At 55.1% G+C, this 26,382-nt stretch carries 23 protein-coding genes and 1 tRNA gene; 1 reads left to right on the forward strand and 23 read right to left on the reverse strand.

Annotated elements, in window-relative coordinates; all coding sequences use genetic code 11:
* Nucleotides 1-28: 28 nt before the first annotated feature.
* From NSJP_RS03290 to NSJP_RS03355, 13 genes are all read right to left on the reverse strand, one after another.
* Nucleotides 29-1,099 (reverse strand): PhoH family protein, encoded by a 1,071-nt coding sequence (locus NSJP_RS03290; protein WP_080885508.1) that lies wholly within the window; start codon nucleotides 1,097-1,099, stop codon nucleotides 29-31.
* A gap of 97 nt (nucleotides 1,100-1,196) precedes the next feature.
* Nucleotides 1,197-2,015 (reverse strand): putative Ig domain-containing protein, encoded by an 819-nt coding sequence (locus NSJP_RS03295; protein WP_155969831.1) that lies wholly within the window; start codon nucleotides 2,013-2,015, stop codon nucleotides 1,197-1,199.
* Between the two features lie 166 nt (nucleotides 2,016-2,181).
* Nucleotides 2,182-7,566: a pilus assembly protein gene (locus NSJP_RS03300; protein ID WP_172834124.1), complete on the reverse strand. Its 5,385-nt coding sequence runs from the start codon at nucleotides 7,564-7,566 to the stop codon at nucleotides 2,182-2,184.
* 23 nt (nucleotides 7,567-7,589) lie between these two features.
* A complete protein-coding gene (locus NSJP_RS03305; RefSeq protein WP_080885511.1) occupies nucleotides 7,590-8,222 on the reverse strand; it encodes a pilus assembly PilX family protein in 633 nt (210 codons plus the stop codon).
* Between the two features lie 19 nt (nucleotides 8,223-8,241).
* Complete coding sequence (locus NSJP_RS03310) at nucleotides 8,242-9,366, reverse strand: PilW family protein (RefSeq protein WP_080885512.1); 1,125 nt, start codon at nucleotides 9,364-9,366, stop codon at nucleotides 8,242-8,244.
* 18 nt (nucleotides 9,367-9,384) lie between these two features.
* Entirely contained in the window at nucleotides 9,385-9,930 is a 546-nt protein-coding gene (gene pilV, locus NSJP_RS03315; protein WP_155969833.1) for a type IV pilus modification protein PilV, read from the reverse strand.
* Nucleotides 9,909-10,376, reverse strand: a complete 468-nt coding sequence (locus NSJP_RS03320; RefSeq protein WP_080885514.1) for a GspH/FimT family pseudopilin — start codon at nucleotides 10,374-10,376, stop codon at nucleotides 9,909-9,911. The genes pilV and NSJP_RS03320 overlap by 22 nt, the downstream gene beginning before the upstream one ends.
* A gap of 559 nt (nucleotides 10,377-10,935) precedes the next feature.
* Complete coding sequence (locus tag NSJP_RS03330; RefSeq protein ID WP_231989478.1) at nucleotides 10,936-12,735, reverse strand: GspE/PulE family protein; 1,800 nt, start codon at nucleotides 12,733-12,735, stop codon at nucleotides 10,936-10,938.
* Nucleotides 12,736-12,793: 58 nt separating this feature from the next.
* Nucleotides 12,794-14,203 carry a hypothetical protein gene (locus tag NSJP_RS03335; protein WP_155969835.1) on the reverse strand — a complete coding sequence of 470 codons (1,410 nt, stop codon included), beginning with the start codon at nucleotides 14,201-14,203 and terminating at the stop codon, nucleotides 12,794-12,796.
* Nucleotides 14,204-14,296: 93 nt separating this feature from the next.
* Complete coding sequence (locus NSJP_RS03340; protein ID WP_155969837.1) at nucleotides 14,297-15,037, reverse strand: PilW family protein; 741 nt, start codon at nucleotides 15,035-15,037, stop codon at nucleotides 14,297-14,299.
* Nucleotides 15,038-15,053: 16 nt separating this feature from the next.
* On the reverse strand, nucleotides 15,054-15,542 hold the full coding sequence (locus NSJP_RS03345; RefSeq protein ID WP_155969839.1) for a type IV pilus modification PilV family protein: 489 nt from the start codon (nucleotides 15,540-15,542) through the stop codon (nucleotides 15,054-15,056).
* The gene (locus NSJP_RS03350) at nucleotides 15,539-16,000 is read right to left on the reverse strand and encodes a GspH/FimT family pseudopilin (protein WP_155969841.1); all 462 of its coding nucleotides are present in this window, start codon (nucleotides 15,998-16,000) and stop codon (nucleotides 15,539-15,541) included. The genes NSJP_RS03345 and NSJP_RS03350 overlap by 4 nt, the downstream gene beginning before the upstream one ends.
* A gap of 213 nt (nucleotides 16,001-16,213) precedes the next feature.
* Entirely contained in the window at nucleotides 16,214-16,990 is a 777-nt protein-coding gene (locus tag NSJP_RS03355; RefSeq protein WP_080885520.1) for a prepilin peptidase, read from the reverse strand.
* A 184-nt stretch (nucleotides 16,991-17,174) separates the two neighbouring features.
* Here NSJP_RS03355 and NSJP_RS03360 point away from each other — a divergent pair, with 184 nt between their 5' ends.
* The gene (locus tag NSJP_RS03360; protein ID WP_080885521.1) at nucleotides 17,175-17,450 is read left to right on the forward strand and encodes a LuxR C-terminal-related transcriptional regulator; all 276 of its coding nucleotides are present in this window, start codon (nucleotides 17,175-17,177) and stop codon (nucleotides 17,448-17,450) included.
* On the opposite strand, the gene rlmB is transcribed toward NSJP_RS03360, so the two are convergent.
* From rlmB to NSJP_RS03410, 10 genes are all read right to left on the reverse strand, one after another.
* Entirely contained in the window at nucleotides 17,437-18,222 is a 786-nt protein-coding gene (gene rlmB, locus NSJP_RS03365) for a 23S rRNA (guanosine(2251)-2'-O)-methyltransferase RlmB (protein ID WP_080885522.1), read from the reverse strand. The genes NSJP_RS03360 and rlmB overlap by 14 nt on opposite strands.
* On the reverse strand, nucleotides 18,197-19,630 hold the full coding sequence (gene cysS, locus NSJP_RS03370; protein ID WP_080885523.1) for a cysteine--tRNA ligase: 1,434 nt from the start codon (nucleotides 19,628-19,630) through the stop codon (nucleotides 18,197-18,199). The genes rlmB and cysS overlap by 26 nt, the downstream gene beginning before the upstream one ends.
* A 3-nt stretch (nucleotides 19,631-19,633) precedes the next feature.
* The gene (locus NSJP_RS03375; protein ID WP_080888497.1) at nucleotides 19,634-20,263 is read right to left on the reverse strand and encodes a DedA family protein; all 630 of its coding nucleotides are present in this window, start codon (nucleotides 20,261-20,263) and stop codon (nucleotides 19,634-19,636) included.
* 14 nt (nucleotides 20,264-20,277) lie between these two features.
* A complete protein-coding gene (surE, locus tag NSJP_RS03380; RefSeq protein WP_080885524.1) occupies nucleotides 20,278-21,072 on the reverse strand; it encodes a 5'/3'-nucleotidase SurE in 795 nt (264 codons plus the stop codon).
* 138 nt (nucleotides 21,073-21,210) lie between these two features.
* Nucleotides 21,211-21,287: transfer RNA gene (locus tag NSJP_RS03385), tRNA-Pro, on the reverse strand.
* An 84-nt stretch (nucleotides 21,288-21,371) separates the two neighbouring features.
* Entirely contained in the window at nucleotides 21,372-21,716 is a 345-nt protein-coding gene (locus NSJP_RS03390) for a MerR family transcriptional regulator (RefSeq protein ID WP_080885525.1), read from the reverse strand.
* Between the two features lie 40 nt (nucleotides 21,717-21,756).
* A complete protein-coding gene (locus NSJP_RS03395; RefSeq protein WP_080885526.1) occupies nucleotides 21,757-22,032 on the reverse strand; it encodes an integration host factor subunit alpha in 276 nt (91 codons plus the stop codon).
* 103 nt (nucleotides 22,033-22,135) lie between these two features.
* Complete coding sequence (gene cimA / locus NSJP_RS03400) at nucleotides 22,136-23,824, reverse strand: citramalate synthase (protein ID WP_231989480.1); 1,689 nt, start codon at nucleotides 23,822-23,824, stop codon at nucleotides 22,136-22,138.
* A gap of 38 nt (nucleotides 23,825-23,862) precedes the next feature.
* The gene (locus NSJP_RS03405; protein ID WP_080885528.1) at nucleotides 23,863-25,104 is read right to left on the reverse strand and encodes an aspartate kinase; all 1,242 of its coding nucleotides are present in this window, start codon (nucleotides 25,102-25,104) and stop codon (nucleotides 23,863-23,865) included.
* 4 nt (nucleotides 25,105-25,108) lie between these two features.
* Nucleotides 25,109-26,350 (reverse strand): phosphoglycerate mutase, encoded by a 1,242-nt coding sequence (locus tag NSJP_RS03410; RefSeq protein ID WP_155969843.1) that lies wholly within the window; start codon nucleotides 26,348-26,350, stop codon nucleotides 25,109-25,111.
* Between the last annotated feature and the right edge of the window lie 32 nt (nucleotides 26,351-26,382).

Genomic DNA, 26,382 nt, shown 5'->3' on the forward strand with positions numbered 1-26,382 from the left:
CGAGTTCGGATTTCCACGAACACGGACATTAATGCGGTTGTCCCACTGAGGACTTGGGAGAAGGTTGAGTCGTAGGGGGTGGCGACGATCTCGGGTGGGAGGAAGGAGGAGGTCGCCGGCCTTGAGGCGAGGCCGTCGGGTCCTGAATCCCTTCCTGATGCTGGTGCTGATCGTAGGCCTTGATGATATCCTGCACGAGCTTGTGCCTGACGACGTCCCTTTCGTCGAAATAAATGAATCGAATGCCCTCGACCTCGCTAAGAATATCGCGGACCTCAATGAGTCCAGAGACCCGTTCAGGCGGTAAATCTATCTGGGTAATATCTCCCGTTACGACCGCTTTAGAGCTGAACCCAAGCCGAGTCAGGAACATCTTCATCTGTTCGGCGGTTGCATTCTGGGCCTCGTCGAGAATGACGAAGGAGTCATTCAGCGTACGACCTCGCATGAATGCCAAGGGCGCGATCTCAATGTCGCCTCGCTCGATCGCTCTCGTCGCTCGTTCCATATCCATCATATCGAACAACGCGTCGTAGAGTGGTCGCAAGTATGGATTAACCTTCGCATACATGTCTCCGGGAAGAAAGCCGAGCTTCTCGCCGGCCTCCACCGCAGGCCGTGCCAAGATGATCCGGCTGACCTGACGCTTCATCAACGCACTCACGGCCATGGCCATCGCCAGGTACGTCTTGCCTGTGCCGGCCGGTCCGATTCCGATCACAATGTCGTGAGTTTCGATCGCTTCGATGTAAGACTTTTGAGTTGGAGTCTTTGGAGCAACAAAGCGCTTTTTCGTGACAATGGTCGTGGCTGTAGACAAGAGCTCTTTGAGTGGAGCGTCGGGGCTTTGCTTCAGCGCAGAGAGCGCATGCGCAATGTCCTCGGGCTGAAGAACCATGCCCTCGCTTGCGAGGGCTGCAAGCTCAGTCAGAACTCGCTCGGCGTGGCGGGTGGCATCTGGAGATCCATCAACCGTGAGTTCCTCACCGCGCGCCGAAAGGCGCACGCCGAGGTCATCTTCGATCAGCTTGAGGTGTCGGTCATGGTGACCGAACAGGACAGCGGTATTGGTGCCTTCTCGCAGCTTAAGTTTTTTCACACAATGGACTAGGGTAGAAACATTCGTATTTTGATTCTAGCAGAGTGCCGAGGGAGGTGACAACCAGCCACACCTGGACCGGACGAAAGATGGGGCCTTACGATTTCGCTTGTGCTTTTGGAGAAATGTCGAACTCCTGAAATGCCCACCCCTGATGGTCATCTCTTGCCATAACCTTTACCCGGAAGACCCCCTGGGCAGAAGGTGGGATAGACCAGCGAAGCTGACCGGTTTTTTCGTTGATGGTCATTCCCGGCGGAGCGGAGTCCAGCGAGAACGTAACGGGATCGTTTTCCGGATCATTCGCGGAAACTTGATATTGGAACTCACCTTCAGCAACGACAGGTGACGCGAGGGACGTAAATTTCGGAGGCCTGTTTGATATCGTCACAGACGGTGAACGAGCTTCTTTTCCCTCTCCCCCCTGGTCATGCGGAGTAACCCAAACGCTCACCGTATCTCCTCGAGAAAATCCGGCGCTGTCGAGTACATTTTGTTCGCCGGTTACCACCACTTGATCATTACGACGCCATGTATAGTTGTACTTGACGGCATCACCGTCGAGGTCGGCCCCCTCCAACTCCGCATGGATAATCTCTCCGACTTTAGGCTCTTGAGGTTCAAGGGCAACTGTCTGAATTATCGGAGGTGTATTTCCTACCAACACCTCCGAGCTACGAAGAGATGAGCCCGCGACTTTTCCATCGTGCGGAGTCGCCTCGACACTAACCCGATCACCCCGTTTCAGCCGCATGGGACTGAGCGTCGCTGAAGATTCCCCCGATGCCTCCGCACCATTCACAAACCAACGAAATCGCACAGCCACTTCGTCCTGGTTCGGGTCTTGAGTTTCAGCGACCGCGGTGACGATACCGTGACGAATGATTGGATTTGGAACGATAGTGATTGAGTGCATGCTGGGTGGATCGTTGCCAGCAGCAGTGCTTCCAGCATAGCGCTCTTCGGACGTGCATCCGAGGTCCAAGAGCAGCACCCCAATCGTCAAACCTCCCAATATCCGATACACAACAATCCTCTGCTGGTTTATTTGTTCAGTTCATGCGGCTCATATCTCTTGCCATCTAATCACGTTGACTTATCCATGACAGATACCGGCTTGCGACTGTCGTGGCAGTCCCTGCATTGACGCAATTGATGGCACCGGTGCTGGATTGCGAACAGCCCTTCACACCACTCAAGCTACCGGTGCCAGATGAACCGTCACCTTGGCTTCCCAAGTGAATGGCAACGGTAGTGGCCAACCCCTCACCAAGACTTGTCTTGTTGTTGATATTTTGTCCGCTCAACCCGACAACCGGTGAGCTATACGGTCCACCGGTTACGTAATAGAGTGCATAGAGATTGCTCGAGCCCGCCGCCACGCAGACATCATTGCTCGGCAGAAATGTGGGGAAAAATACAATCCCGCCAAGGATGACCGGGTTCGCCACTGATCGTTCGCTTGGCCCGCTAGCTGGCACCGTCAGCTTGGTGAACCAGCCCTTCTTGCTTTGGACCAGTGAAATCAGGGACCCATACGTTCCACCGGTCGCCATCGCTGGGACACTCGTAACCTGTTGTGTCGTGGTACCGTCACAAGTCCCATTGCCGAGTTGGCAAATAGTCGCCGTTGACATGTCAATCAACTCGTTGTTCAGGCTGTCGTCAATACGACAGCCGGTGATGGTCGCGTCATTACATCCCCCTGAGCCCTGCAGAACCGGATCTTTGACGCCTACGAGGAACTGAACGGAGACATCGACCTTATCGCCGGTTCCACTCAACTGGGTATAGTATCGACCGCTTCCTGCGAAGACCCAAGTGTTACCCGTCTCGTCCAATGCAAGGCCAGGGGCCTGAGGCAAAGGGCCCAATGTATTTTTTGTGGATCCGGTGGCGTTCTTGAATTGGTAGAGGATCTCTGACGGAGCTCTCGTTGGCGCAGGAGACGTTCCACCTGATGGCACGCCCCACAAAGAGGGACTCGTATTGCAGACCGGAGTGGAGGCCTTCCAACAACCGGTCGTCAAGCGAAGCAACTTCCCTTCCCACGGTGAAGCGCTGATGATTTTCCCGCCATAGATGGCGTCAGTCCGATAATCCAAGTCTCTGTCTATCGTCGACAAATCTCCGATAAATGAATTGGGCGGACTGGACAAAGTTCCGCCGGCATCAAAAGCCGTCACAGTCGTCGAAGCCGCCGAGGTGATTCTATCTTTGAGATTGACGGCATACATCCTTGCCACCTGCCCAACACCGGCATCGTAACTGGTCGCTCCTGATCCGAATATGGCAAACCATTTGGCATCGCTGTCCTGCGTCTTGTCGCCTCCCAATGGACGAACCCGGACCACGCTCGGATAACTCATGGTCAGGCCAAGATTCGTATCGGAATAACTCCAAAGGAGCTTCGGCAATTTTTCAGGGTTGGTGACGTCCAACACGAAGTATGCGCTGAAGAACGTCCGCGCAGCGTCCACCGTGGAGTCATTGTTGAAATCTGCCGCGAAGGTCATCGGCGTAGCCTGACCCCCGGTGCAATTTCCGCAACTCCCTCCCATTCGGAACCCGCCGATGAGAATTGTTCCCCATCCATTGGGATGATCTGCATCCGGGGTGAAGATCCTCGCATCCGTCACCTTCGGCTTCAGATCGACATAGTACACGTGTGTATAATTTGGATCTGCCAGCCATCTCAGATGCGGCAACAGTTCTTGCGGAATAAACGACCATAATTCGTCGCCACGAACCGTACCTCGACCGTCTGTAGTCGCCGCATTTGAAAACCATCCATGCTCGATTTTCCCGGCAGGTGCGGTCCCGCTGGTATCATCGCCTTTATGATAAAACCCTACGTTGAACGCGTGGAGCATGCCGTCGTTTGCTCCCAGATAGGCAACCTGGCGGCGCCCCTTGTACTGCTGGAAAAAAGTCGTGTAGGACGCATCGCCATACAACACGTCGTACCGCTCCTTCGGATCCCCGACGACAACAGGCGTCGAATAGACGGAGTCGCCAAGTTTCCACACCATCGAGGTCGGAACACTGCTGTCGTTTTTCACCGTCAACGTACGATCGCGAAGGCCCGTGATTTGGCTACCACGAATAAAATTGATGATGTTGGCGCCAGTCATGGCCGTTGGAGCGCCACTGAGATTGAGGTAGCCAGCAATCTTGCTCTGGTTGCTGGTGTCGAATGAAATGAACTCGCCTGCAGCTGCTGAAGACGCAGCACTACTCACGACTTTGTCATTGTCCAGGTCCACCCAGGTATAGATGTATCGATTCGCGGGTGGCATGATGGCCAGACGACGGCCTCCTTCCCAAATGGGGTTGATATCGGTGATGACCTTGTCGCATTGATGAGGTGAGTCGTCGCAAAATGCAGTGTCAAGGATGCCGTCAGGGGGCACTGTTGTATCTCTGGTCGGATCGGCTTTACCGTCACCATTCGAATCGACAAATATATCCACAGCCAGGCGGTCGTTGATGACATCGTAGCGAGTTACAACAATGCGATCCTCGCTGAGAACCAAGCGGCCGTCGCCGTTCGTGTCTTCGCGGAGATTTCCATAGGTATCTACGAAGAGGCCGTGCACATAACCAGCATATTTGACCTCGCGAGTACCTTCGAACTGAGTGGGATAGAAATAGGATTGATAGAGTGCGCCTTCGCCGCTCGTTGAGGACGACAAGACCGACGCAGCAGTACCAGATGACGTTTGATTCAGAATCGCCGCGAAGGCGGCGGCCAGCTTACCCTCGAGTTCCAGAGGATTTTGCGCATAAAAGTAGGTGTCCGGCATTCCATCGCCGTCTGCGTCCCATTCCGATGTCTTGTCTGGAAGGTTATACCCCGTCGTAGCAGGCTTATCGCTATCTTTGAATCCTCCGTACTTAGCTGCGTACCAGAGAGGATCTTTCAGGAGGCCGGCATTTGAGCCATTCGCGGTGAAAGTTCGTTCCACCCAAATGTTCGTATACGGAGCTGTTGTGTCCGATGTCCACCCCCCTGTCGTATTGTACCGCTGGCACTCAAGACCGTTTCCCGCACCGGTGGGGATACTTCCACCGCACCGGATATCGTAGTATTCGCCGGCACCAGTGAGAATATTATTGAGAGTCGCCGCCGGCGTTGTCGCACTGTGACCTGTCGCGCTCACTCCGTTGATGTAGAAACCGGCCCAGTTGCCGTTCCCGGCATTGGAATATATCGGCTTCGTCTTGACCGTAATGGTTGTAGACCCATTCGTCTTCACATACAGCCGATACCGAATGTCCAGATCGTAGTCTCCTCCATAAGTTGCATCGTCCCACATGATTTCGTAGCACGAGGTATAGCCATTCCCAACTTCGGTCGTCCAATCTGCATCATTCGTGCAGATATCGAATGCTACGAGTTGTCCCTTGTTTCCTCCGGTTCCCGCCGAACTTGACCAGGCGCCTTGACCGGCAGTTGTACATCCGTTATAGCGATTCGAATCACTAGCCGGCGCGCCCCCGGATGCTGCTGGACAACCACTGTGAAAAGCCGGGGTCAGCTGAACCTTATTGGCCCCCACGGCAAATTCCAACACAGGGACGGGTGCACTGGCTACTACGGCGTACGTCGTAATGTTCTGTTTCACTATATTGGATGTGTCATTTCCAAGGGCGCCGCGAAGGTCCGTCGTTTTCGCATAATGGGCCAGAATTGGAAGGTAGTAGGATCCATATTTGTTCGGCTCTTCAGGGCACAGACCCCGGATATTGAGGAACGTCGTCGTTGCCTTGGCTGAGCAGATGCTGTTCGCTGAACCGCCATTGACCTCACCGATGAAGACAGAGCTGATCGGATCCAGCGTGTCCATCGAAGAAGCAGTCAGTAGTGTCGAGAGGCTAAGCCCTGTATCGTTTGTGGTAGGGGTGACCTGATTGGGAGCTGAAGTCCAAGCCTGCGCACCTGGAAGCTGGTCGGAGTCGTGAGACGGGAAGGCATCACCGAACATCAAGACAAAGGGTTTTGCGCAATACTCACAAATAGCCGGCGATCCCGTATATGGATCGCCATATCCATTGTTGGCTTCGACCGGGAAGCTGTTTGACGCGAACGTGCCGTTTCCAATGGCATAGCTCGTAATGCTGTTATCGGGACCATTGCCGGAGGTTTTATAAAACTGTGTGGTCGCATCGCCGGACCCTGAGAGGCCTCTGAAGTAGCGGATTGCTTCATAGAACATTTCCGCGAAGGGCTCTCCCCAACTCCTGCAATTGCTTTCGGTGGGAATGCCTCCATCAACACTGCATGTTCCATCATTCCCACCGGCAGAATAATTATTACTACCGAAATTGTATCCAACGATCCGGAACATATCGATCGTCTTGATGACCTTTGAAGTTCCAAGGATCTGTCCTGTTCGTTTGTTGATCTCTTGCGTGTACAGATCCGTGGCCTTGCTGCGGAGCACACCTCCGCTGAAATTTCTCTCGTAGCTGCCGGACATCAAACCGAATCGCATGGTCACTGTGTCGTCAGCGGTCCCGACACTTCCATTGGAGTTCACCGACATGCGCTGGATCAAACCCTGCGGCTTATACGTATAAATATTGGTCGGAGTGGGCGTGTTGTTGTCGTAATATGTGTCGCAATTTGCTTCGAGTCCTATGGTCCAGTCACATACCTTTACTGCAACACGATAGGTCGCCTTAAGCTCTCCCCCAAACACTCCGGCTCCGTTAGCCGTCCGCTCGCACTGTCGCACCTCAGTACTGTCAGCATCTGGCCAATTTCCGTCCAACACCATCATGTACCCGACGGTTTCACCGCTTGCACTGTTGGTATTGCAGATCGTCACGGCTCCCGAGACGATTCCCAGCGCCGCCGTCGGAACCAGCGAACTTAGGTTGCTGCCTGCATAGGGTTTCGCCCAGGAGTGGGCATCACGGGGAGTAATGGTTCGTCCCAAGACTGTCAGGCCATTGTTTCCACTCATCGCCGACGTCGAAGTACCGGCGTCATCTACGATGCGCATTCCTCCGTAGAGCACCTTCCGAATAATGTCGATCCGGGCCATTGTCGCCCAGTTGAGAAAATTTCCGCTCCATTTGGCTGAGCAGAAGTGGCTATAGGTTCCGGTACCAGCAACAGCCGGGTTGAAACGTCCCGTACCGCCAAACCCAGTCCCTCCCGAGTAGTCGTAACATTTCTTCGGGTCGAAATAGCCAACATAATCGATGTTGTCCTTGTAGGTCGTGTCGACTGCGGCATCTCCACCAGGCTTTCCATTGTCCAGATCGACGATATCGTTATACCCCTTGAAGAAAAGCCGGTGATCCTTTGTCATCATCAGCATGACGGCAGGAGGAACCGTTTTTGTGATAAACGGCGGATAGGCCGTGTAGTTGTTCATGGTGACTTGCGCGACGGCAGAATGGTGAACGATGCCGCCTGCAATGGCCATCAGGAGAGCTAACATCAGCTTGTTCATGATCCTACCCCTCCCCATTCCAGCTACAACTTTCTCTGGCAGGTTTCGCCCGTCAGCGTGCAGGCATAGACTCCTACGATCCGACTCTCTGTTCCAGTCGCGGCCAACGTGGCTCGGCAATCAACGCGGTAGAGCACATCGACGCCTCCACCGGCACTCCCCGATCCCGCTCCTTCATAGCCTGCGGCGAACTGCATGCCGGATCCCGCCTTCGCCTGTAAGTACAGACGGTCGATGTCGCCTCGCACGGTGTACCCATTGATTGTCTGACTGTAGTCCGGCCCCGAAGCTCCTGACCCAGTTACTGTATCCGCGTGATTGTCGGCTTGACCGTTTATTTCCATTGAAAGGGACGGATTAGCTGCTGTCTCCGCTCCGGTCGGAACCGGCCCGCTAGAACTGACAACCGCCGCCGGCACCGATCCGTTCTCGATGGTCTGCTGGATGATCTTTACCGATGAACTGAGACAAGACTCGGCAGCATCCGCAGCGACTTCCGTCGTTCGCTGGAATCCTGCAATTCGATTTTCGAGTCCTGTGACCGTCATGGCGGCGATACCCAATACCGTCAGGATGAGCATGAGGATCATGACCATCAAGAAGGCCACGCCATGCTCATTCCTGACCATGTGACCGTTTGTCTCATCGACTGGCATGCTGACTCCTGGTCTCGATTTATTGCTCGACATTTCGAGCATCGACCGTCCTCGTCAACTGACGGCGTCTAAATTGTTGATACGTGGAGGCAACATACCCAGGATCTGCAGAGTGAATGTGATCGCTAATCGTCAGAGGACCTGCCGTTAACACGCCGGCCTGCTGTGCCTCACCAAGGCCCTGATCCCGGACTGATTGTCTGGCAACGACGTTGACCTGCACCATTCTGATGGTGGCTGGATCGAAGGTGAGAGGAGACCAGACTCTATTGGTCTGCCAGTCTCCGACATCGAACGTATTGTTCGCGTTCCAGTCGTCAATAACCCCGTCCGGCACGCCTGTCTTGATGGCACCGTTGCAGCCGTCACAAGCGAGCGCGAACTGAATATCCTCGACGCCGTCGACAATATTTGTTACGGAAGGCGCCGCCGTTCCCGTGTCCACAGTTCGAAGGAGGCATGGGCTGGAAGTGCCGCACGCCGTTGAAGTTTGTCCGATCGAGTAGGTTATACACTGCAACAGATAGACTTGGGTCCCTGCCGGAAATGTCACTGGCAAGTTGAACCCACTGCTAAAGTTGACGGCAGATCCGCTGCTGGTCGAGACCTGCGCGGTCAGGACCCCTCCTACGGACACATACGCACCCGTGCCGTTCACCATGCCCTCGGTTTGCATCTCTGAAACTGCGGTTCCGTTGAGGGTGATGGCGGTGAAGGAACTGGCCGGTGCGACAGGGACGGCCTGGGAAAGAGTCCATCCGGGATTGGTTCGAGGAACGATCAGGGAAAGCGTGTCCGGGCCATCGTCGTTCGGGAGAGCGGATGGTGTCGAGATTTTATCAACAGGTCTGATCGCCAAGCTTGTGCCTCCGGAGGCACAGTTACCCGCGGTACCTCCCACGGGCACATTGGGGGATAGTGGCATTCGGAATCCGGCCAGCTTGATGTCGCGCGCGATCAATTCCATGGCCAATCTGGCATTCTGCTGCGTACCCGCCGCTTGTTCGTTGGCTTTTGTGGACTTATCCGTAGTCGTGAGCACTGTGAAGCCGGCCGTCACAATGATGCTCGTCACGGCCAGGGCAATCATCAGCTCCACCAGTGTGATGCCATGCTGAGAGTACATTCGGCGCTCAGTGTCCATATTGACGATGTCCTTGCCTTATTCCGGAGCGACGACAGTCACCAAGGTAATGCTCTTTGGCATAAGGGACGCGCTTCCGATGTTCGAGTTGGCCATCCAGTCCAGCCTCACGGTAACCGTGCTGCGCGTGAGCCCAAGCGGATCCAACGCAGGAGGGGCCGGATTCAAGACTACGGTTCCGGCGATATTGCTGAGACCAGAATTGAGCAACAAGGTTCGCCACTGGACACAATCGCCGTTCGCCATCACGTTCACAGTCGACGCCGGACACGTCGTGACCGCGGAACTCACGTTTATGTTGTGATAGGCAGTAACGTTACGGCGGTTGAATTGAATCCGCTCGACCATGTCGGCGGCAAGATTGCTCACACGGGTCATCTCATTTCCATTTATGTTCCTCTTTAACGACATGGCTTGCATTCCTGATAAGGCAAGCAAGCCGACGGCTAAGATCAGGGCCGCCACCATGCTCTCGATGAGAGTAAATCCCCACTCACTACCGTTTATGTCTCTCCTGGCCACACGCGTCTCCAATTCGGTTATCAGCATGACGCCTTTGCGCACCAACTCACCTTCCCGGACGGCAACACCAAGAGCGCGTAAACAAGCCCTCGTTCATTCTGTATCTGAATCGTTTGAGAAGCGGTCGCTGTACTCAATCCCATAGAAGAGAAGTTCACCGTCGCTGTACCTCCAGGAAGGGTCGTCACCCGCGGCATCAATGTGCGAGTGGGGAAAATCTGCTGCCCACCTGAGACACCGCTCACTTCTATGAGTGCCCCCGACAACTGGATCGTAACGGTCGCCTGCCTATTTCGATTCATCGCAACTAACTTCGCTAGATTCAGATCCCCGGAGACTTCACTCATAGCTTGTTTCAGCTGATAACGAGCCAACCATTCATTGATCGCGGGAACAGCAATAATCGAGGCAATGCCGATGATCGCCACCACAATCATCAATTCGACCATTGTGAAGCCCGCTTCTCTTCCGTTATTGCTATTGCTCATATCTGCACGATATTTGTGTAAGGACACCTCGAAAGGTCCCCACGGGGTTGAGCAAGCACTATGCCATTCGACAAATATGGCCAGTTCAATTCAAATGTTGGATTAATCAGCTTTTTTCGATCTGAAATAGTCAAAGCCACCATGTTGGGGCAGACAAATTTCGTCATGGAGGTTCTGATTTTGCGCCCACTCAAACCGTCAAAAGTTGCTGGCGGAGTGGTGCAATGTGCCCTGAAGGTACTACGACACGAGAGCGGCGCGCCCAGGTTCAAGGTCTGCAGAAACCCTGAGATGTGTAGGACGTACCTGAAGTTCGACCTGATGAGGGATGAAGGCCGGGGGATGCCGTCGCTGCGATTCTCTGAAGCGAGGCCTGCTTACCTTGGCACAAAATCCGAATCTGACGCTTGAACGGCAATATCTGCTTCTACAAGCAATTCGAACCTATTGTTCCACTTCACGGCAACATGAGCGCATTGTCATAGCCCTCTTATTGGAGCCGTACAATGCCTCGCATTATCAAGGTGGACCGGCCATACAAGATAGAGTACCTGTGAATCTATTTCATCGCGACGGCCCGCACCTGAGCATAGACTGTTAAGCCCTGAAGGACCTTCACGATGCCATTTTGAAGCAAGGTTTCCATTCCTTCCCGCATTGCCACACCGATCATCTCACTCGCAGGAGCCTTGGACTGAATGCGCTTCTTTAATTGATCAGATATTACAAGAAACTCATGGATCGCCACTCGCCCTTTGAACCCCGTTCGATTGCAGGTTTGACAACCATGACCACGATGAAGGAGTGCGCGGCTCAGATCATCGACTTCAAACTCAGGCAGCAAGCGACCTCCGTAGCCCTGCACCAACTCATCCCATTCATGACGAGATGGACGATACGCTTCCCTGCAGTCAGGGCAAATCTTTTTGCAGAGTCGTTGCGCGAGAATGCCCAGAATGGAATCCGCAAAATTGAACGAATCGCAACCGAGATCAAGAAGCCTGACAACGGTTTCCACAGCACTATTCGTATGGAGCGTGCTGAACACCAGGTGACCGGTTAACGAAGCCTCAATTGCAATATCGGCGGTCTCTTTGTCACGCATTTCTCCTATCATGATGACGTCCGGGTCGGCTCGCAGAAATGCGCGCATGGCTGTCGAAAACGTGAGGCCGATCTTCTGATGTACTTGGACCTGCCTAAGCCCATCTTGCGTAATTTCGATCGGATCCTCTGCTGTCCAGATTTTTCGCTCATCGGTGTTAATATGCCTCAACAAGGCATGTAGCGTGGTCGTTTTTCCTGATCCCGTAGGCCCCACGCACAGGAGAAGGCCATGAGGTTTTTCAGAGAGGCCTTTGATCGCTTCAAGTGTTGCGCTTGAAAACTCCATCGCATTCAGTGATATCGGCTCTTTCGCGGTCAGCAAACGGAGTACGACGTCCTCATCTCCTCCTGCCGTCGGAAGGGTCGCAACCCGCAGTTCGATATTACGGCTCGTCGACAACTTGAACGCAATTTTTCCGTCCTGCGGCTTCCGCCGTTCAGCAATATCCAGATTCGCCATGATCTTCAGTCTCGATACGATAGCGCGCCGGTACGCAGCCGGAATTTTCATGTGTGTAAAACACGATCCATCAACTCGGTAGCGAACGGCCGTATCTTTTCGATCTGCATAGGGCTCGATGTGAAGATCAGACGCGCCCAACCGATCCGCTTCTAGGATCATATGATTGGCCAGCCGTACTATCGCCGAATCATTTTCGTCAACTATGACGGCAGGAGGCTCAAACGGCTGGACGACCGGGATGTCTTGGACCAGCTCACTAAGAATCTCTCCGAGTAGCGTGTTCTTTGCAGGTCTCGCAACTGCAGCTAGGAACTGTTCAACATCCCGCCTCAGGCCGACACTGTAGCGAATCGAGGCGCCTGAGAATGCTCTTTTAACATCCCAATGTCTTTCGGGATCATTAGGATCCGTGGTGAGAACGTCGACGAGCGTGCCATGTCGTGCAATTGGCAGCCACAGATTTCTCCTCAGGTAGTCTATATTCAGCGTCTTGAATAACTCGGTATCGATGATCGTCCGCTCATCATAAGGCAGGTAGGGACACTGATAAAATTCGCTGAGCGCGATTCCCACGGCTTCCTTTGACACGCGATACTGATCGAGGAGAATCCCCTCCAGATCTTCGCCTCCCTTGGCCTGGTCTATCGCCGCTTCGACGTCCATCGGGGCAATGCACCCGCGAAGCGCCAACGCGTCCAGCACATTCTGCTCAATCGAATACCGATTTCGAGGCGCAACTTTCGTTACCGGTTGAGGGATATGCCCCGAGTGATCTTTGTCGTCTTCCATTCATCGCCCTAGAGTCCCATGCCTCATTGGATCGCCAGTGATTTGCTCCCGCTTGTATTTACAAAACCCGCCAGGTCCCCGGCGCCTTGTACACGACAGGCACACCTCGAAAAAGTCCCTGTGCCAAGTCAGCGTCATACCAGATCTCCAGCGTCGCTCCTCGGTTCACACTCATGACAGTTCCTCCAGCCTTCACCGCACCAAAAAGTTTTGTCGGTTGCTCTACAGTAACTGTTCCACCCACCCACAGAAGACCACGGAAATGGATTCCAGACAGGTTCACAGGTATTCTCGTCCCCAGAACTCTTGTTCCATTCTGGCCGGGACTCAAGACTGGAAATGATCGACCCCCGCCTTGCGGTTTTAGGACTACATGACCCTGTACGATCAGCACGGACTCAAGATATTCCGAATCCAACACCAGCGTCCCCATATTCGCGTCGCGTGGTGGTTCGCCATCCATGGTATCGACGAATACCAACCCACGATGATTTCCGACTGTCTGTGAGGTCAATAAGTCGGAAGGGGAAAAACCCTGTTCCCCTTCCGATGCATCCTGATGATGAAGTAATCCTTGTCGATCGAGACGATAGTAGACTCCATGGCGAAGAGCCGTCTTCTTCATTGCCTCATAGTCCCAATGGTCCAATCGAACACCTGGAGAAGGAGACTGTTGAAGATGAACGTTCTGTGACGGAACTGGATGTACGCTCTGACCAGGTGGCGGGAGCATCACGGTCAAGTCACCGCCGATCCAGTATTCAGTCCAACGATCGATCGCCTGCTTGAGCGAGTCATAGGGTTGCTCGGTTACCGGTGCATCGCTGGTCTTCATAGCGACGTCTTCCATTCTTTTTACAACCAGGCTTCCTGCAATGCGTTGATCACCCCAATGAACCCGTACTGGGGACTCTCCGTCCGCCTGAGCAGTACCGAGTCCACCGCTGACCTGTATCGCCGACCGTATCGGAGGAATCGACAGGGCGCCAAGCTGAACCTGAACCGTTCTTGCCAGTGGCCGTCCTCCAATAGTCGAGGCTGTTACCTCCATTGTGGCCAGTAATCCGGGTCGAAGCGGACCGTATAATTTGAATCGAGTGAGACGCCCAATGTCACGTAAGGCACCTACAAACCCGCTGGGCGGCCCGTTTAGTATGTTATTGTCTCCAGCGTTCCCGGCATCGAGCAGGACATCTGGATGGTCGGCCGTTCCCGCAAATTGAGAATGGAGCGCAGCGTCAAAGAAAGAGGGACCGGTCATCGGATCCCCTTGACGTCGTATCAATACCTCCCTTAATGCAGCGGGTGTGGTGCTCGAGTCATGAAACCAGGTCATAATCAGATCCGTTGCGGAGTCGGCAAGTTGTTCCGCGACCGTTTCTTCCCTCATAGCGGCAATTCCAGGTCTGTCTTGACCGGCCAGATACAGTGATGTCATGCCAAGCACGGAGAGAATCAACATCAGCATGAGCGTAGCCAAGAGTACATGGCCACGGGATTCCAAAGATTGCACTGACACTCGATAACGCATTGATCACCTCACCGCCTGCGACAGCTGAAGTCATGATTTCAAACTGATTCCTCGCACAGCTCTAGTCCCCATCCCCCGCAGAATCACATCAACGACGACTCGCTTGAGACGTCCGGGTTGGTTTACCGTCCGTCCATCTTCGTCCCAATATGAAAACTTGGCCGCCTGAACGTCTGCGAACAGCACGCTGGCGCCCCCATCAACCATCCGGAGCAGCCTCTTATTGCCTTGATCATCCTGCTTGCTGTAATAGCGAACACGGTTGCGGATCGACACGGAGGCACCGGTTGGAATCGAGATTGCGATTGGCTGCGTGAGTGTCAGCAGTGTTCGTTGTCCATCTCGCGAGAGCGTCATCACTTCATTGTGATCATTCCAGCTGACGACAATCGTCTTCCGCTCTGCCCATCCCCTTCCATCATCGACGCGCAGTGAAGTTGCGCCTGATGCCACAGGAGCAGTCACCGTGGTGACCAATCCATTGACATTGGCCCCAAACTCAATCTCATCCGGTCCCATGACTGACACGGAGTCTGCCTCGGCTTGGTGAATCTCCTGTTCGAGCACCTCAAGACCAAGACGCAGATCCTGCTGCCGCGAGAGTGCGGCCTGTTGCAGCGCAAACTGTCGCTGGAAGAAGGACAAGGTCTGCCAGGCTGCTGACAAAATGATGAATCCGGCGGCCGTCGCCATCAGCAATTCCATGAGCGTTGTCCCGCATTCTCCTTTCTTGGAGTGCAGGACGCGAAGAGGTGGCCGCGCCGGCAACATGCATGGCCTCCCGAAGCTATTCGCCCACGTAGACAGGATTGGCTCTGATGGCGATCAGCTTGATTTCCCGATGCCCTTGGTTCGTCTCGTAGATCGCTCGGCTTTCGATCACAACGTAGCCCGCTCCCGACAAGCGTCCTGTTCGACTCGGTGTGACCGTCCACATGAGGGAGACGCCTTCCTTTTCTGCGGTTGCTGAGTAGACTCCATCCCCGCCCACCAGGTCGCCGTTCTGTCCGTCATCATGCATGACACTCTCGAACATGCCGTCATGATTGAGGTCGTCCATGAGAATCCGCTCCCATCGTACCGAGCGCTTTGCTTCGATTCGGGCTTGGGCCATCGCTAAAGCCCGACTGGACATCGTCCCCAACGTAATGATTTTGTCGGCCACGTGGAAAGCTCCGATGGCTCCCATCAGCACCAACGGCAGGATCGCCATAGCAACCAAGACCTCCGTAAAGCTCGATCCGGCGCAATCGTTCGTACTTGGTCGCTTCGTCACGAGAGGGACACGCGTCCGGTAATGCTCACCGTCAACGTGATTCGTCTTCCCATGTGATCAACTATGGCAATGGTCGTTGCGGTAGCCGATCGCCCGCTCGGATAGAACAGGACGTTCGGTCCAGCGCTTGGCACATCCAGCATGACTCCCTTATCGGCATACTGATACTCATCAAGCACATCTCCCGAATCCGCGCGCATGAAGGTAAGAGCTCGGCGAGCTTGATCGAACTGCACAAGCAATCGCTCCCGCCTGGACATTGCCAATTGTCTGGTCAGACGAAGCCCTGATGCGATCTCAGCGGCCACGGACCTGGCTTGTGCTCTTGCAATCGCCGCCTTGTAGCTTGGTCCCGCCAGTGCCGCCACGAGCGCGAGGATCACCATGACCATCAATACTTCAGTCAGGCTTGCTCCGCGTTCTTGCGCATTCGGTCTTAGGACATGTACAGACGGCATGATCGTGTCGACTCCGATAAGAAGTCGGAATCTCCAAGACTCATGCCGTCCTGAAACAGGCAGATTCCCGCGGCTCTGTCCACAGGAAGAGGCCAGGAAGCGCTATCACTTCCCCGCGCGTCGGATCGTTCTTGAGGATTAAAGAAACGCCGTCATCTGTAATCTGATCGGATACAACGGACCTTCAGTTCAGATACAGACGAGTGAAGAGGCTTAGGAAGGACCGAGCAGACCCTGGTACCAATCTAAAATGGGTTGAGCAAAAAACATCGCGACGAGTGCTCCAAACGCAAGAAACGGTCCGAACGGGATATACTCATCCCGCTTGATCAGATGAAAGCTGATGAGAGACAGACCGATCAGGGATCCGGTCAAAGAACCAATCATGATGGTTAAGAGAGCCGGCTTCCACCCTAAAAAGGCTCCTATCATGGCCAACAACTTAATATCTCCCCCGCCCATGCCTTCCTTGCCAAAGAGATAAGGGCTGATCCATGCCAGAACCCAAAGAATACCCCCTCCGATAATAATTCCCAGAAGGGCGTTTACCCATCCTACCGGCAAGACGGTAACGGCTCCCAGTAACCCAACCACAACCCCCGGCAATGTAATGGCATCCGGAATAATCTGGTGTGAGAGGTCGGTACCGACTACCACCAGCAAGGCGGAGAACAATATTCCATAGAGAACGGCCGGCCATCCGGGACCGAAAAACCAGAGAATCCCCACATACCCAATCGCGTTTGCCGCTTCCACCAGGGGATACCGCGGGGGAATCTCGCCGTGACAGGCTCGGCATCGTCCTCCCAAGTAGAGATAACTCAATACGGGAATATTGTCATAGGATCGGATCGGAGTTCCGCATGCCGGACAATGCGAGCCAGGCCAAACAATGGACTCGCCACGAGGGAGTCGAAAAATACACACATTCAAAAAACTCCCAACCAAACAGCCCAGCACAGCCACTACGACATACAGATAGACATCCATGAGCCGCCCCTAGAATCTCGCGCCAGAGTTACGTAGTCGCACTAGGGCCATAGAGCTTCGATTTACAGGGACCAAACTGACCTCCTATAATTTCCCCATTGGGCACTAGGGTTTGTTCTCCGGTGTTTTCACGTGCAGTGAAATTATAACGGAATTCCCTTTCATTCAAAGGAGAACGGCAAACATGACACGAGCGAGCAAGGCCAAACCCAGATCGCCCCTCATCGACTTGACTCCGCCCCCACGGAAAAAACGCCCGGAATCCTTGACCAGCCGGGAGCAAGAGATCCTCGAGTTGATCTGGGCTGGATTCAAAAACAAGGAGATCGGTCAACGGCTCAAGATCAGCGTCAAAACCGTCGAGGCGCATCGCGCCAATATGATGAAAAAGCTGCGAGTTTCCAATACAGCCCAGCTGTTGAAAACTTCGATCCAGGGCGGAATGATCAGGGTTCGGTAGGAACAGCCATCCGCTTTCTGTTTCGCTGCCGCACGGCTTCGAACAGCACAACCGACACCGCAGCAGAGACATTCAACGATTCGACCTTCCCCATCATGGGGATTCTCAGCAATTCGTCACATTCCTTCCGTACTCCGGGTCGGATGCCCTCTCCTTCGCCACCCACGACGATCGCAAGCGGACCCGTCAAATCGGTTTCTGTGTAAATCTTCTCCGCCGAGGGTTCCACCCCATATACCCAGATTCCGGCTTTCTTCAAGTCTTCAATGCACCGGGTGAGATTCGAAGCCCGTGAGACCGGCATATGATCAATCGCGCCGGCGGAGACCTTCGCCACGACGGACGTCAGGCCCACCGCCCGCCGCTCCGGTATGCATATCCCGTGAACGCCGGCTGCCTCCGCCGTGCGCAGCACCGCACCGAGATTGTGGGGATCTTCGACTCCGTCAAGAAGGAGAAGGAACGGAGGCTCGTTGCGCGCGCGGGCTGATTCGAGGATCTCGTCCAAAGCGACGTAAGCCTTCGCCGCGACAAACGCGATGACCCCTTGATGCTTTCCGCCCGGGACAAGACGATCGAATGCGGCAGCCGGCCCAAGTTGAACCGGGATTCGCTTCTCCTTGGCCCGTTGGACCACGTCGCCAAACTGGCGATCCTGCCTTAAAACCAGAAGACGCTGGATCGGCCTGACACCGGCCCTGAGAGCCTCTCGAACCGCGTGCAATCCGTAGAGGAGCTCGGAGGGTTCATCGTTTCCATCGGCTGGTACCATCTGGTTTGTCCTCGATAATAATACCCTGCGAACTGAGTTCGCTCCTGATTTGATCGGCACGCTTGAAATCTTTCTGTGCCTTAGCCGCACGTCGCTCTGCGAGCTTCATTTCGATTTCTTCACCCGATAGCTGGTACTGTCCCTCGTCGGCTTTGAGGCTATATTCCCAGCGATCCAGCTGGAACAGTCCCAGCACCGTACCCAAAGAACGAAATGCCTGCCTCGCTTTCAGCCGTCCGTCTGTGGAGAGGCCAGTCCCCAGCAGTTTATTTATATCGGCCCGAAGCTTCTGAAATTCAGCAATCGCAGCCGGGGTATTCAAATCGTTGTCCATAGCCGTTCGGAATCCTTCGATCGTCCGACGAATAGCAGGATCGAGTCCTATATCACCTGCTGCATTCCCTTCCTGTTCATGCAGTCGATTAAACAATCCGTAGAAGCCCTCCAAGGCTCTTTTTGCTTCCTGCAAGGCTTGGTCGGAAAAATCGAGTGGTCCATGGTAATGCGTCGATAAAAGGAAGAATCTGAGGACTTCACCTGTGACATCCTGCGACCATTGTGACTTTTCGAAAACCTCTCTGATCGTGAAGAAGTTGCCCAATGACTTGGACATCTTCTCTCGATTGAGCTGCACAAACCCATTGTGGATCCAGTAACGCGCAAACTCTTTTCCTGTCGTGCCGCAGGATTGAGCGATTTCGTTTTCATGATGCGGGAATATCAGATCCATGCCTCCGCCATGAATATCGAATGTTTCCCCCAAGTACTTGATCGACATGGCCGAACATTCAATGTGCCAACCAGGTCGACCCATGCCCCAAGGACTGGGCCACGAGGGTTCACCCGGCTTACTGTTCTTCCATAATGCAAAATCCATGGGGTGGCGCTTGCGTTCGTCCACTTCCACTCGTGCACCGGCCAGGAGGTCTTCGAGCTTTCGCTTGGAGAGCAGCCCATAGGCAGGATACTTGTTCACCTGGAAATACACATCTCCGCCGACCTGGTAGGCCAGGTCCTTCTTGACCAACTTTTCCGTCATCGCAACGATGTCCACGATGTGGGCCGTGGCCCTCGGCTCTTTCGTCGCGGGAAGAATCCCCAGCTTCCCCATGTCCTGGTAATAGGCCTCGATAAATTCCGATGTGATGGCCTCGCAGGAGATTCCCCGCTCACGAGCCCGGTTGATGATCTTGTCGTCTACATCGGTGAAGTTCTTGACGAACTCGACCTCATACCCTGCATGCTCCAGATACCGCCGAAGCACGTCGAATACGAGCGCGCTGCGCGCGTGACCGATGTGGCAATAATCATAGACAGTCACACCGCAGACATACATTCGAACCCTGTTCGGCTCCAGAGGCTTGAAGGGTTCCTGCTTGCCCGTAAGGGTATTGAACAGCGTTAGCATGCTCTAGGAAGTGTGGTCGGATCCACGTCGTGGCCAATGCGACCAAAGAAAGTATCCGCCGGCCAGCACCAACAGCACTCCAATGACGATATCAAGCTGATGGAAATAGTCATGCAGCTGATCCCACTGCTCTCCCATTTTGACGCCGATATAGGCCAAGAGGTAGCACCAGGGCAACGCGCCGACGAACGTGAACAGCACGAAGCGGGGGAAATTCATCCCGGCGATCCCAGCCGGCAGCGAGATGAAGGTTCTGACGACAGGCAGCATGCGGCTGAATAATACGGCCGCATCACCGTATTTCTGAAACCAGCGATCGGCAAGATCAAGGTCTCTGCGGGAAACCAGCATATACGGACCATACCTCTCGACAAACGGGCGTCCGCCCCATACCCCGGCATAATACGCGACGATCGACCCGGCGACGTTGCCGATGGCACCGGCCAAGGTGACCCCCATCAAACTGAATTGTCCCGTGGTGACGAGATACCCGGAAAACGGCATGATGATCTCACTTGGCAATGGAATGCAGGCGCTCTCAATCGCCATCGTCAGAAAAATTCCGCTGTATCCGAAGGAACTGATCGTGTTCATCACGAAACGACCCAGCACTGTAATGATCGCTTCGATCATCCCTCCCATGTGCGTTACGCTTTCCTTTTCATCCGAGGGCTCCGTGTCCGGCGATTACTGTGCTTAAGCAGAGACTCCCAAGCTCGGAAGCGGTCCATCGCGTCATAGTGCGTGCTGTCGAGGCGAATGGGGGTCATCGATACGGCCCCTTCCGCAATTGCCTCGTGATCCGAATCCTTGTTTCTGCTCCACGATACGCGGGTGCCCGCGATCCAATAGTACGTTCGACCATGGGGGTCGACTTTCTCAATGATAGGATCATCGAATCGTCGCCGACTGAGGCATGTCACGCGCACGCCGGTGGTCCGTGCAAGCGGACGGTCCGGTATGTTGACATTGAGGAGCGTTTCCTCCGGCAGACCCTGCTCAAGAACCAGACGTGCGATGCGCATGGCGTGATGGGCACCCGCCGAGAAGCGGAAGGTGTCGCGCCCTTCTTGCGAAACCGCGATCGATGGTATTCCGAGAATCGTTCCTTCGACCGCGGCCGACACGGTCCCCGAATACAGCACGTCGTCGCCAAGGTTCACACCTTTGTTGATTCCCGAAACCAGAAGCTGCGGAAGCCCCGGAAGGATGTTCTGGATCGCAAGATTGACGCAATCGACCGGTGTTCCATTGATGGCAAACGCACGCTTTGCTTGTCGATGAATTCTCAGGGGCTTATGCAGGGTGACGGCATGGCCGACCGCCGTCCGCTCGCGATCCGGCGCAACCACCCACACGTCGCCCAGCTTTCCCAATGCCTCGGCGAGCGCGGTCAGTCCCGCGGATGCCATCCCGTCGTCATTTGTCACCAAAATACGCATATGGACATCAGGCACAAAAAAAGCTGCGCATCGGCAGCTCAGTCGCACAGAGGTTCTGATGTCCGGAGCGAGCCGCAGGCTCCTCCGGGTATACATGGACCGTCGATACTCAGCACTTCATACTGAACGTTGGTGATTTGGTCGGGGCGAGCCGATTTGAACGGCCGACCACTCGCACCCCAAGCGAGTACGCTACCGGGCTGCGCCACGCCCCGACAGAAAACAACGTTTTTGCATTCTCTCCTTTGAGGACCCCGGATTGCAACTGCAACAGCCGGATACTTTGAGAGTGGATTTTCTCAATTGGATTCCAGGAGTTTCAAAATGGCTCGGAGACTTCCACGCAACTTCTGCGCCAATTCTTTCGGCTTCACCCGCTGGGGGGAAATCCGCCCTCGTCTAGCCCAATACCGTTTCACTCCCTCAAGCGTGTGGCCTTCTTCATAGAGCATCCGCTTGATTTCCAGAACAGTTTCAATATCGCGCCTCACGTAGAGCCGCTGATTTCCACGGCTTTTTTTGGGATTCAGAAAGGGAAACTGCGACTCCCAAAACCGCAGGACATATGCGGGCAGCTTCGTGACCTGACTGACTTCCCCTATTTTGTAGAAGACTTTGCTTCCCAGCCGGGGCTCATTCCCCATGACCGATCCTCGTGCCAGGATGCGCCGGTGAGTAAAGGAGCTATGAATTGACGTACTTCTTGAATACCTGACTGGGACGGAAGGTCACAACACGACGGGGCGTAATCCCGATTTCTTCGCCGGTTCGGGGATTTCGACCTTTTCGTGCGCCTTTGCTCCTGACGACAAAATTTCCAAAACCAGCGATCTTGACCGATTCCCCCTTCTGCAACACAGCCTTGAGCATGTTCAGCACGAGCTCGACAATGTCCGCTGCCTCATTCTTCGAAATTCCAACCTGCTTGTAAATTTCGTTCGCAATGTCTGCCTTCCTCATGCTTCCCCCCTACGCAACTCCTCAGGCTGCTCGGTCATCTGTCGAGACAAAAGCAGGTTTCGCCATAAGTTACGTGAGGTTATGTAGGCTGTCAAGGACAAATTCAGGGGGAAGACTGGTCGGAAGATCGATCTCTGGCGAGTAATTTATACTCAATGCTGTCAGCCAAGGCCTGCCAACTTGCCTCCATGATGTTCTCCGAGACCCCGACCGTCCCCCACTTGTCTTTATGATCTCCCGACTCGATGAGGACACGAACCTTGGATTCCGTGCCACGATTGGCGGAAAGAACTCTCACCTTGTAGTCGAGCAGCTTGACTTCACGGAGCTCCGGATAAAAACGTTCCAATGACTTCCGGAGGGCATGATCCAGCGCATTCACCGGCCCGGCGCCCGTTCCTTGGGCATGTGCGACGGTCTCATCCACCTTGACCGTAACCATGGCCTCGGAGCTCGAGGTTCCGTCATCTTGCTTTCTCTCGACCACCACGCGAAAGCCCAGCAACTGAAACGACGGAGTGTGGTTTCCCATAGCCTTCCGCATGAGCAACTCGAAGGAACCTTCCGCTCCTTCGAACTGATACCCCTGATTTTCCCGTTCCTTCAGGGTTTCCACGAGTTCTGCAACCTTGGAGTGATCCTTTGCAATCGTCAGTCCGTACGACTCAACCTTTTCCAGAATGCCGCTCCGACCGGCATAATCGGACACGAGCATGCGTTGCCGATTGCCGACCATGGCAGGATCGATATGCTCGTACGTCGCCGGATTCTTGAGCACGGCGTGGATATGGACGCCGCCTTTATGCGCAAACGCCGCGTCCCCAACGTACGGCTGATGCTTATTGGGCATGAGGTTGGCGATTTCCGTCACGAAACCTGACACGTCCTTCAGACGGCCGAGTCGATCCCCCAATCCCGGCCGCTTCATCTTCAACTGCAGATTCGGAACGATGGACGTCAGGTTGGCATTCCCGCATCGCTCTCCGATCCCGTTGATTGTTCCCTGCACCTGGGTGACGCCCGTTTCAATCGCCATGAGGGAATTGGCGACCGCCATTTCACAGTCGTTGTGGGCATGGATTCCAAGAGGAATCGAGCATTCCGCTTGCACGGCACGACAGATCTCGCCGACCTCCCACGGCATCGACCCGCCGTTCGTATCGCAGAGAATGATGCGCTCTGCACCGGCGGCCACCGCCGCGCGAATCGTTTTCAAGGCATAGTCGGGATCGGCCTTATATCCGTCGAAAAAATGCTCCGCGTCATAGAAGACCCGGCGTCCTTTGGACTTCAAATGCTCGATGGAATCCTTAATGAGCTCAAGGTTCTTGCCGAGGGCGATGCCCAGAGCGTCCGTGACCTGGAACGTCCAGCTTTTCCCGAACAGCGTGATGGTCTGGGTGTCGGCGGAAAGCAGCGCCTGAATCGTAGGGTCTTTGTCGACCGGATTGCTGGCCTTACGCGTGGAACCGAACGCCACCACGCTGGCATGCTGTAGCGGGATTGTCTTGATGATGCGAAAGAATTCGATGTCTTTAGGGTTGGCCCCGGGCCAACCGCCCTCGATAAAATGAACTCCCAGGTCATCCAGCTTCTGGGCGATGCGGATCTTGTCGTCAACGGAAAAACTGACGTCCTCGGCCTGCGCACCGTCACGCAATGTGGTGTCGTATATTTCAAGCGCCGGGGACTTCGGCAACGACGCAAGCGATGCGTCGGAGCGATCGGCAGCCCGACGCTGAGGGTTGCGTGCTGGAGGGCGTGTCGGCATGACGAAGAGGGTACCAGGCACAGGCCGATTCTGTCGAGACTCAAATCACCGCGCAGAAACTACTTCGCCGCTCGGTCGTCGTTCCGAGGCTGGTCCAGGCCGAATGCCGAGTGCAGCGACCGCATGGCCAGTTCAAGATATTTTTCATCGATGACGCAGGAGATCTTGATTTCCGAGGTGCTGATCATGATGATGTTGACGCCCTCTTGCGACAGCACTTCGAACATCTTGGCGGCCACCCCCGAGTGCGAGCGCATCCCTACCCCGACCAGCGAGACTTTTGCGATCGCCTCGGTGACGGAGACGGACTTCGCCCCGATGGTCCTGGCCACGTCCTGGATGAGCGGGACGGCCTTGTTCACATCCACCCGAGGGATCGTAAAGGAAATGTCGGTCAAGGCGGCTTGACTCATGTTTTGGATGATCACGTCGACAAGGATGTTGGCCTTGGCCACCGGCCCGAAGAGACCGGCCGCTATGCCCGGCTTGTCCGGTACTCCGACGATGGTGACCTTGGCCTGATTCCGGTCGCCCGTGACTCCTGAAACCGCGACGGCCTCCATGTCTCTGTCTTCGCGTGTCACAAGCGTCCCCTTTCCTTCCTTGAAACTCGAATTGACCTCCAGCGGCACATTGAACTTCGCCGCAAATTCGACGGAGCGGCTCTGTAGGACTTTTGCTCCGAGACTGGCCATCTCCAACATTTCTTCATATGAGATCTTGTCGATCCGCCGCGCTGACGGCACGATATTGGGATCCGTAGTATACACGCCGTCCACGTCCGTGAAGATCACGCATCGATCGGCCTTGAGCGACGCCGCCAACGCGACCGCCGTCAGGTCAGACCCCCCGCGTCCCAAGGTCGTGACATCCGATTGCTGGTTGATCCCCTGGAAGCCGGCCACAACTGGAATGACGCCCCTTGTCAGCGATTCGCGGATACGCTCCGCCGTCACCTTGGTGATGCGGGCCTTGGTATGCGCACTATCCGTCAGGATGCCGACCTGACGACCGGTGAACGACCGGGCATCGAGATGACGGCTTCGCAGCGCCATCGCCAGAAGGGCGATGGTCACTCGTTCACCGGTAGAAAGCAGCATGTCGAGTTCTCGTTCATCCGGCAGAGGAGCCATTTCGTGCGCAAGACGCAACAAGCGATCCGTCTCCCCGCTCATTGCCGATAACACCACGACGACTTGATGCCCATCCTTACAGGCACGTTCGACGTTGTCGGCAACCCGATGAATCCGCTCGACCGTCCCCACGGAGGTTCCGCCGTATTTCTGAACGATCAGGGACATGGCATCAGGAAGGCTTGGAGAACAGCCGTATGACGAATTTCGTGGCGTCCCGAGGCGAGAGTCCGGAGGCCTGAGCATCGACCTCCGTGAAGCGGCGCGTGGGGTTTGCAGCCTGCTGTATCGAGCTGTCTCGAAACGCATAAAACCATTGCCCGTCAGTCGGTTTTCCCTGTTGCACGCCGCCGGAGTCGCAGAGAACCATGAGACGGTACGGACCCAATTGGGCCATTCCTTGGAGAAGCGGGCGGACCAATTCCCGGTCGATATCCTCGATGCCGGTCACCTTGGCCTTGACGTCGGTGCCATAGACGACGGTGTCCGGCAATTCGACGTGCACATAGGCAAACTCCCTTTTTCTCAGTTCTTCCAGCGCGACCGCGGCTCGCGTGGCCAAATCCGTTTCTGACAACCGCTCGGGATCCACCGCGTCAAGCCCCGCAAGGAGGCCAAGCCCTCGATGAACATCACTCGATGACACCACGGCCCCGGAGACGTGAAACCGCTCAATCAGGCTCGGCCAGGTCACGGCTCGTCCCTCTCCCCACAGCCAAAGGCAATTGGCCGGCGCGAGACCCGCCTCTCGGCGTTCGTCGTTCACGGGATGATCCCGTAGGATGGTCAAGGAGGCATCCATGAGTTTTCGAAGCATGTCCGCTCCGTCCCCCGCGGGAAGCGCATCACCGATGGGCTTTCCAACCAGAGACTGGGGATCGGTACAAAGGGCCCTGGATTTCCCGTTGACCCATACCATCAGATGTCGATGTCCCGAACCCGGATAAAACTGAATGATCTCCGATCCCAGTTGCTCATTGACGGCATCGATCAACTCTCTCGCTTCTTCGCCGGTGATCAGGCCGGCCGTCGCGTCCTCCATCATGACGTGAGGGCCGAGCTTCTTGATCTCAGCAGCCCCTCCTTTGGCTCCGGGTTGCGGCTCGGCCTTGAGCGTGACCATCGTGCATCGGTAGACCACGTCATGCTCGCCGACGGTGACGCCGAGACTGGCCGCCTCCAGCGGGCCGGGGCCTTGATAATACTTTCGCGGCTCATAGCCGAGGATACAGGTACCGGCCAGTCCGCTGCCGTGTCGGCCGTTCTCCTGTGGGACGGTCAACACTCCAAATTCACCACCTTGTGCGATGTCGTCGAGGTGGGAAATTGACGCGGCCTGAAGAGGAGTCTTGCCGCCCAGCTCCGTGCGTGGCTGGTCCGCTATTCCATCAACGTGCAAAATCACGTACTTCATGACCGAAACCACACCCAGATTGTTGATGACAT

The sequence above is a fragment of the Nitrospira japonica genome (genome assembly GCF_900169565.1).
GTDB lineage: Bacteria > Nitrospirota > Nitrospiria > Nitrospirales > Nitrospiraceae > Nitrospira_C > Nitrospira_C japonica_A.

Coding starts and splice junctions, on each gene's coding strand:
- NSJP_RS03350 (WP_155969841.1), bottom strand. CDS start 16,000: ATGCCGTCTGTACATGTCCTAAGACCGAATGCGCAAGAACGCGGAGCA.
- surE (WP_080885524.1), bottom strand. CDS start 21,072: ATGCGTATTTTGGTGACAAATGACGACGGGATGGCATCCGCGGGACTG.
- NSJP_RS03330 (WP_231989478.1), bottom strand. CDS start 12,735: ATGGAAGACGACAAAGATCACTCGGGGCATATCCCTCAACCGGTAACG.
- NSJP_RS03360 (WP_080885521.1), top strand. CDS start 17,175: ATGACACGAGCGAGCAAGGCCAAACCCAGATCGCCCCTCATCGACTTG.
- NSJP_RS03335 (WP_155969835.1), bottom strand. CDS start 14,203: ATGCTGATGTTGATTCTCTCCGTGCTTGGCATGACATCACTGTATCTG.
- NSJP_RS03355 (WP_080885520.1), bottom strand. CDS start 16,990: ATGGATGTCTATCTGTATGTCGTAGTGGCTGTGCTGGGCTGTTTGGTT.
- NSJP_RS03300 (WP_172834124.1), bottom strand. CDS start 7,566: ATGAACAAGCTGATGTTAGCTCTCCTGATGGCCATTGCAGGCGGCATC.
- NSJP_RS03305 (WP_080885511.1), bottom strand. CDS start 8,222: ATGCCAGTCGATGAGACAAACGGTCACATGGTCAGGAATGAGCATGGC.
- NSJP_RS03395 (WP_080885526.1), bottom strand. CDS start 22,032: ATGAGGAAGGCAGACATTGCGAACGAAATTTACAAGCAGGTTGGAATT.
- NSJP_RS03310 (WP_080885512.1), bottom strand. CDS start 9,366: ATGGACACTGAGCGCCGAATGTACTCTCAGCATGGCATCACACTGGTG.
- NSJP_RS03340 (WP_155969837.1), bottom strand. CDS start 15,037: ATGTTGCCGGCGCGGCCACCTCTTCGCGTCCTGCACTCCAAGAAAGGA.
- rlmB (WP_080885522.1), bottom strand. CDS start 18,222: ATGGTACCAGCCGATGGAAACGATGAACCCTCCGAGCTCCTCTACGGA.
- NSJP_RS03405 (WP_080885528.1), bottom strand. CDS start 25,104: ATGTCCCTGATCGTTCAGAAATACGGCGGAACCTCCGTGGGGACGGTC.
- NSJP_RS03375 (WP_080888497.1), bottom strand. CDS start 20,263: ATGATCGAAGCGATCATTACAGTGCTGGGTCGTTTCGTGATGAACACG.
- cysS (WP_080885523.1), bottom strand. CDS start 19,630: ATGCTAACGCTGTTCAATACCCTTACGGGCAAGCAGGAACCCTTCAAG.
- NSJP_RS03410 (WP_155969843.1), bottom strand. CDS start 26,350: ATGAAGTACGTGATTTTGCACGTTGATGGAATAGCGGACCAGCCACGC.
- NSJP_RS03320 (WP_080885514.1), bottom strand. CDS start 10,376: ATGAGCAATAGCAATAACGGAAGAGAAGCGGGCTTCACAATGGTCGAA.
- NSJP_RS03295 (WP_155969831.1), bottom strand. CDS start 2,015: ATGCACTCAATCACTATCGTTCCAAATCCAATCATTCGTCACGGTATC.
- NSJP_RS03390 (WP_080885525.1), bottom strand. CDS start 21,716: ATGGGGAATGAGCCCCGGCTGGGAAGCAAAGTCTTCTACAAAATAGGG.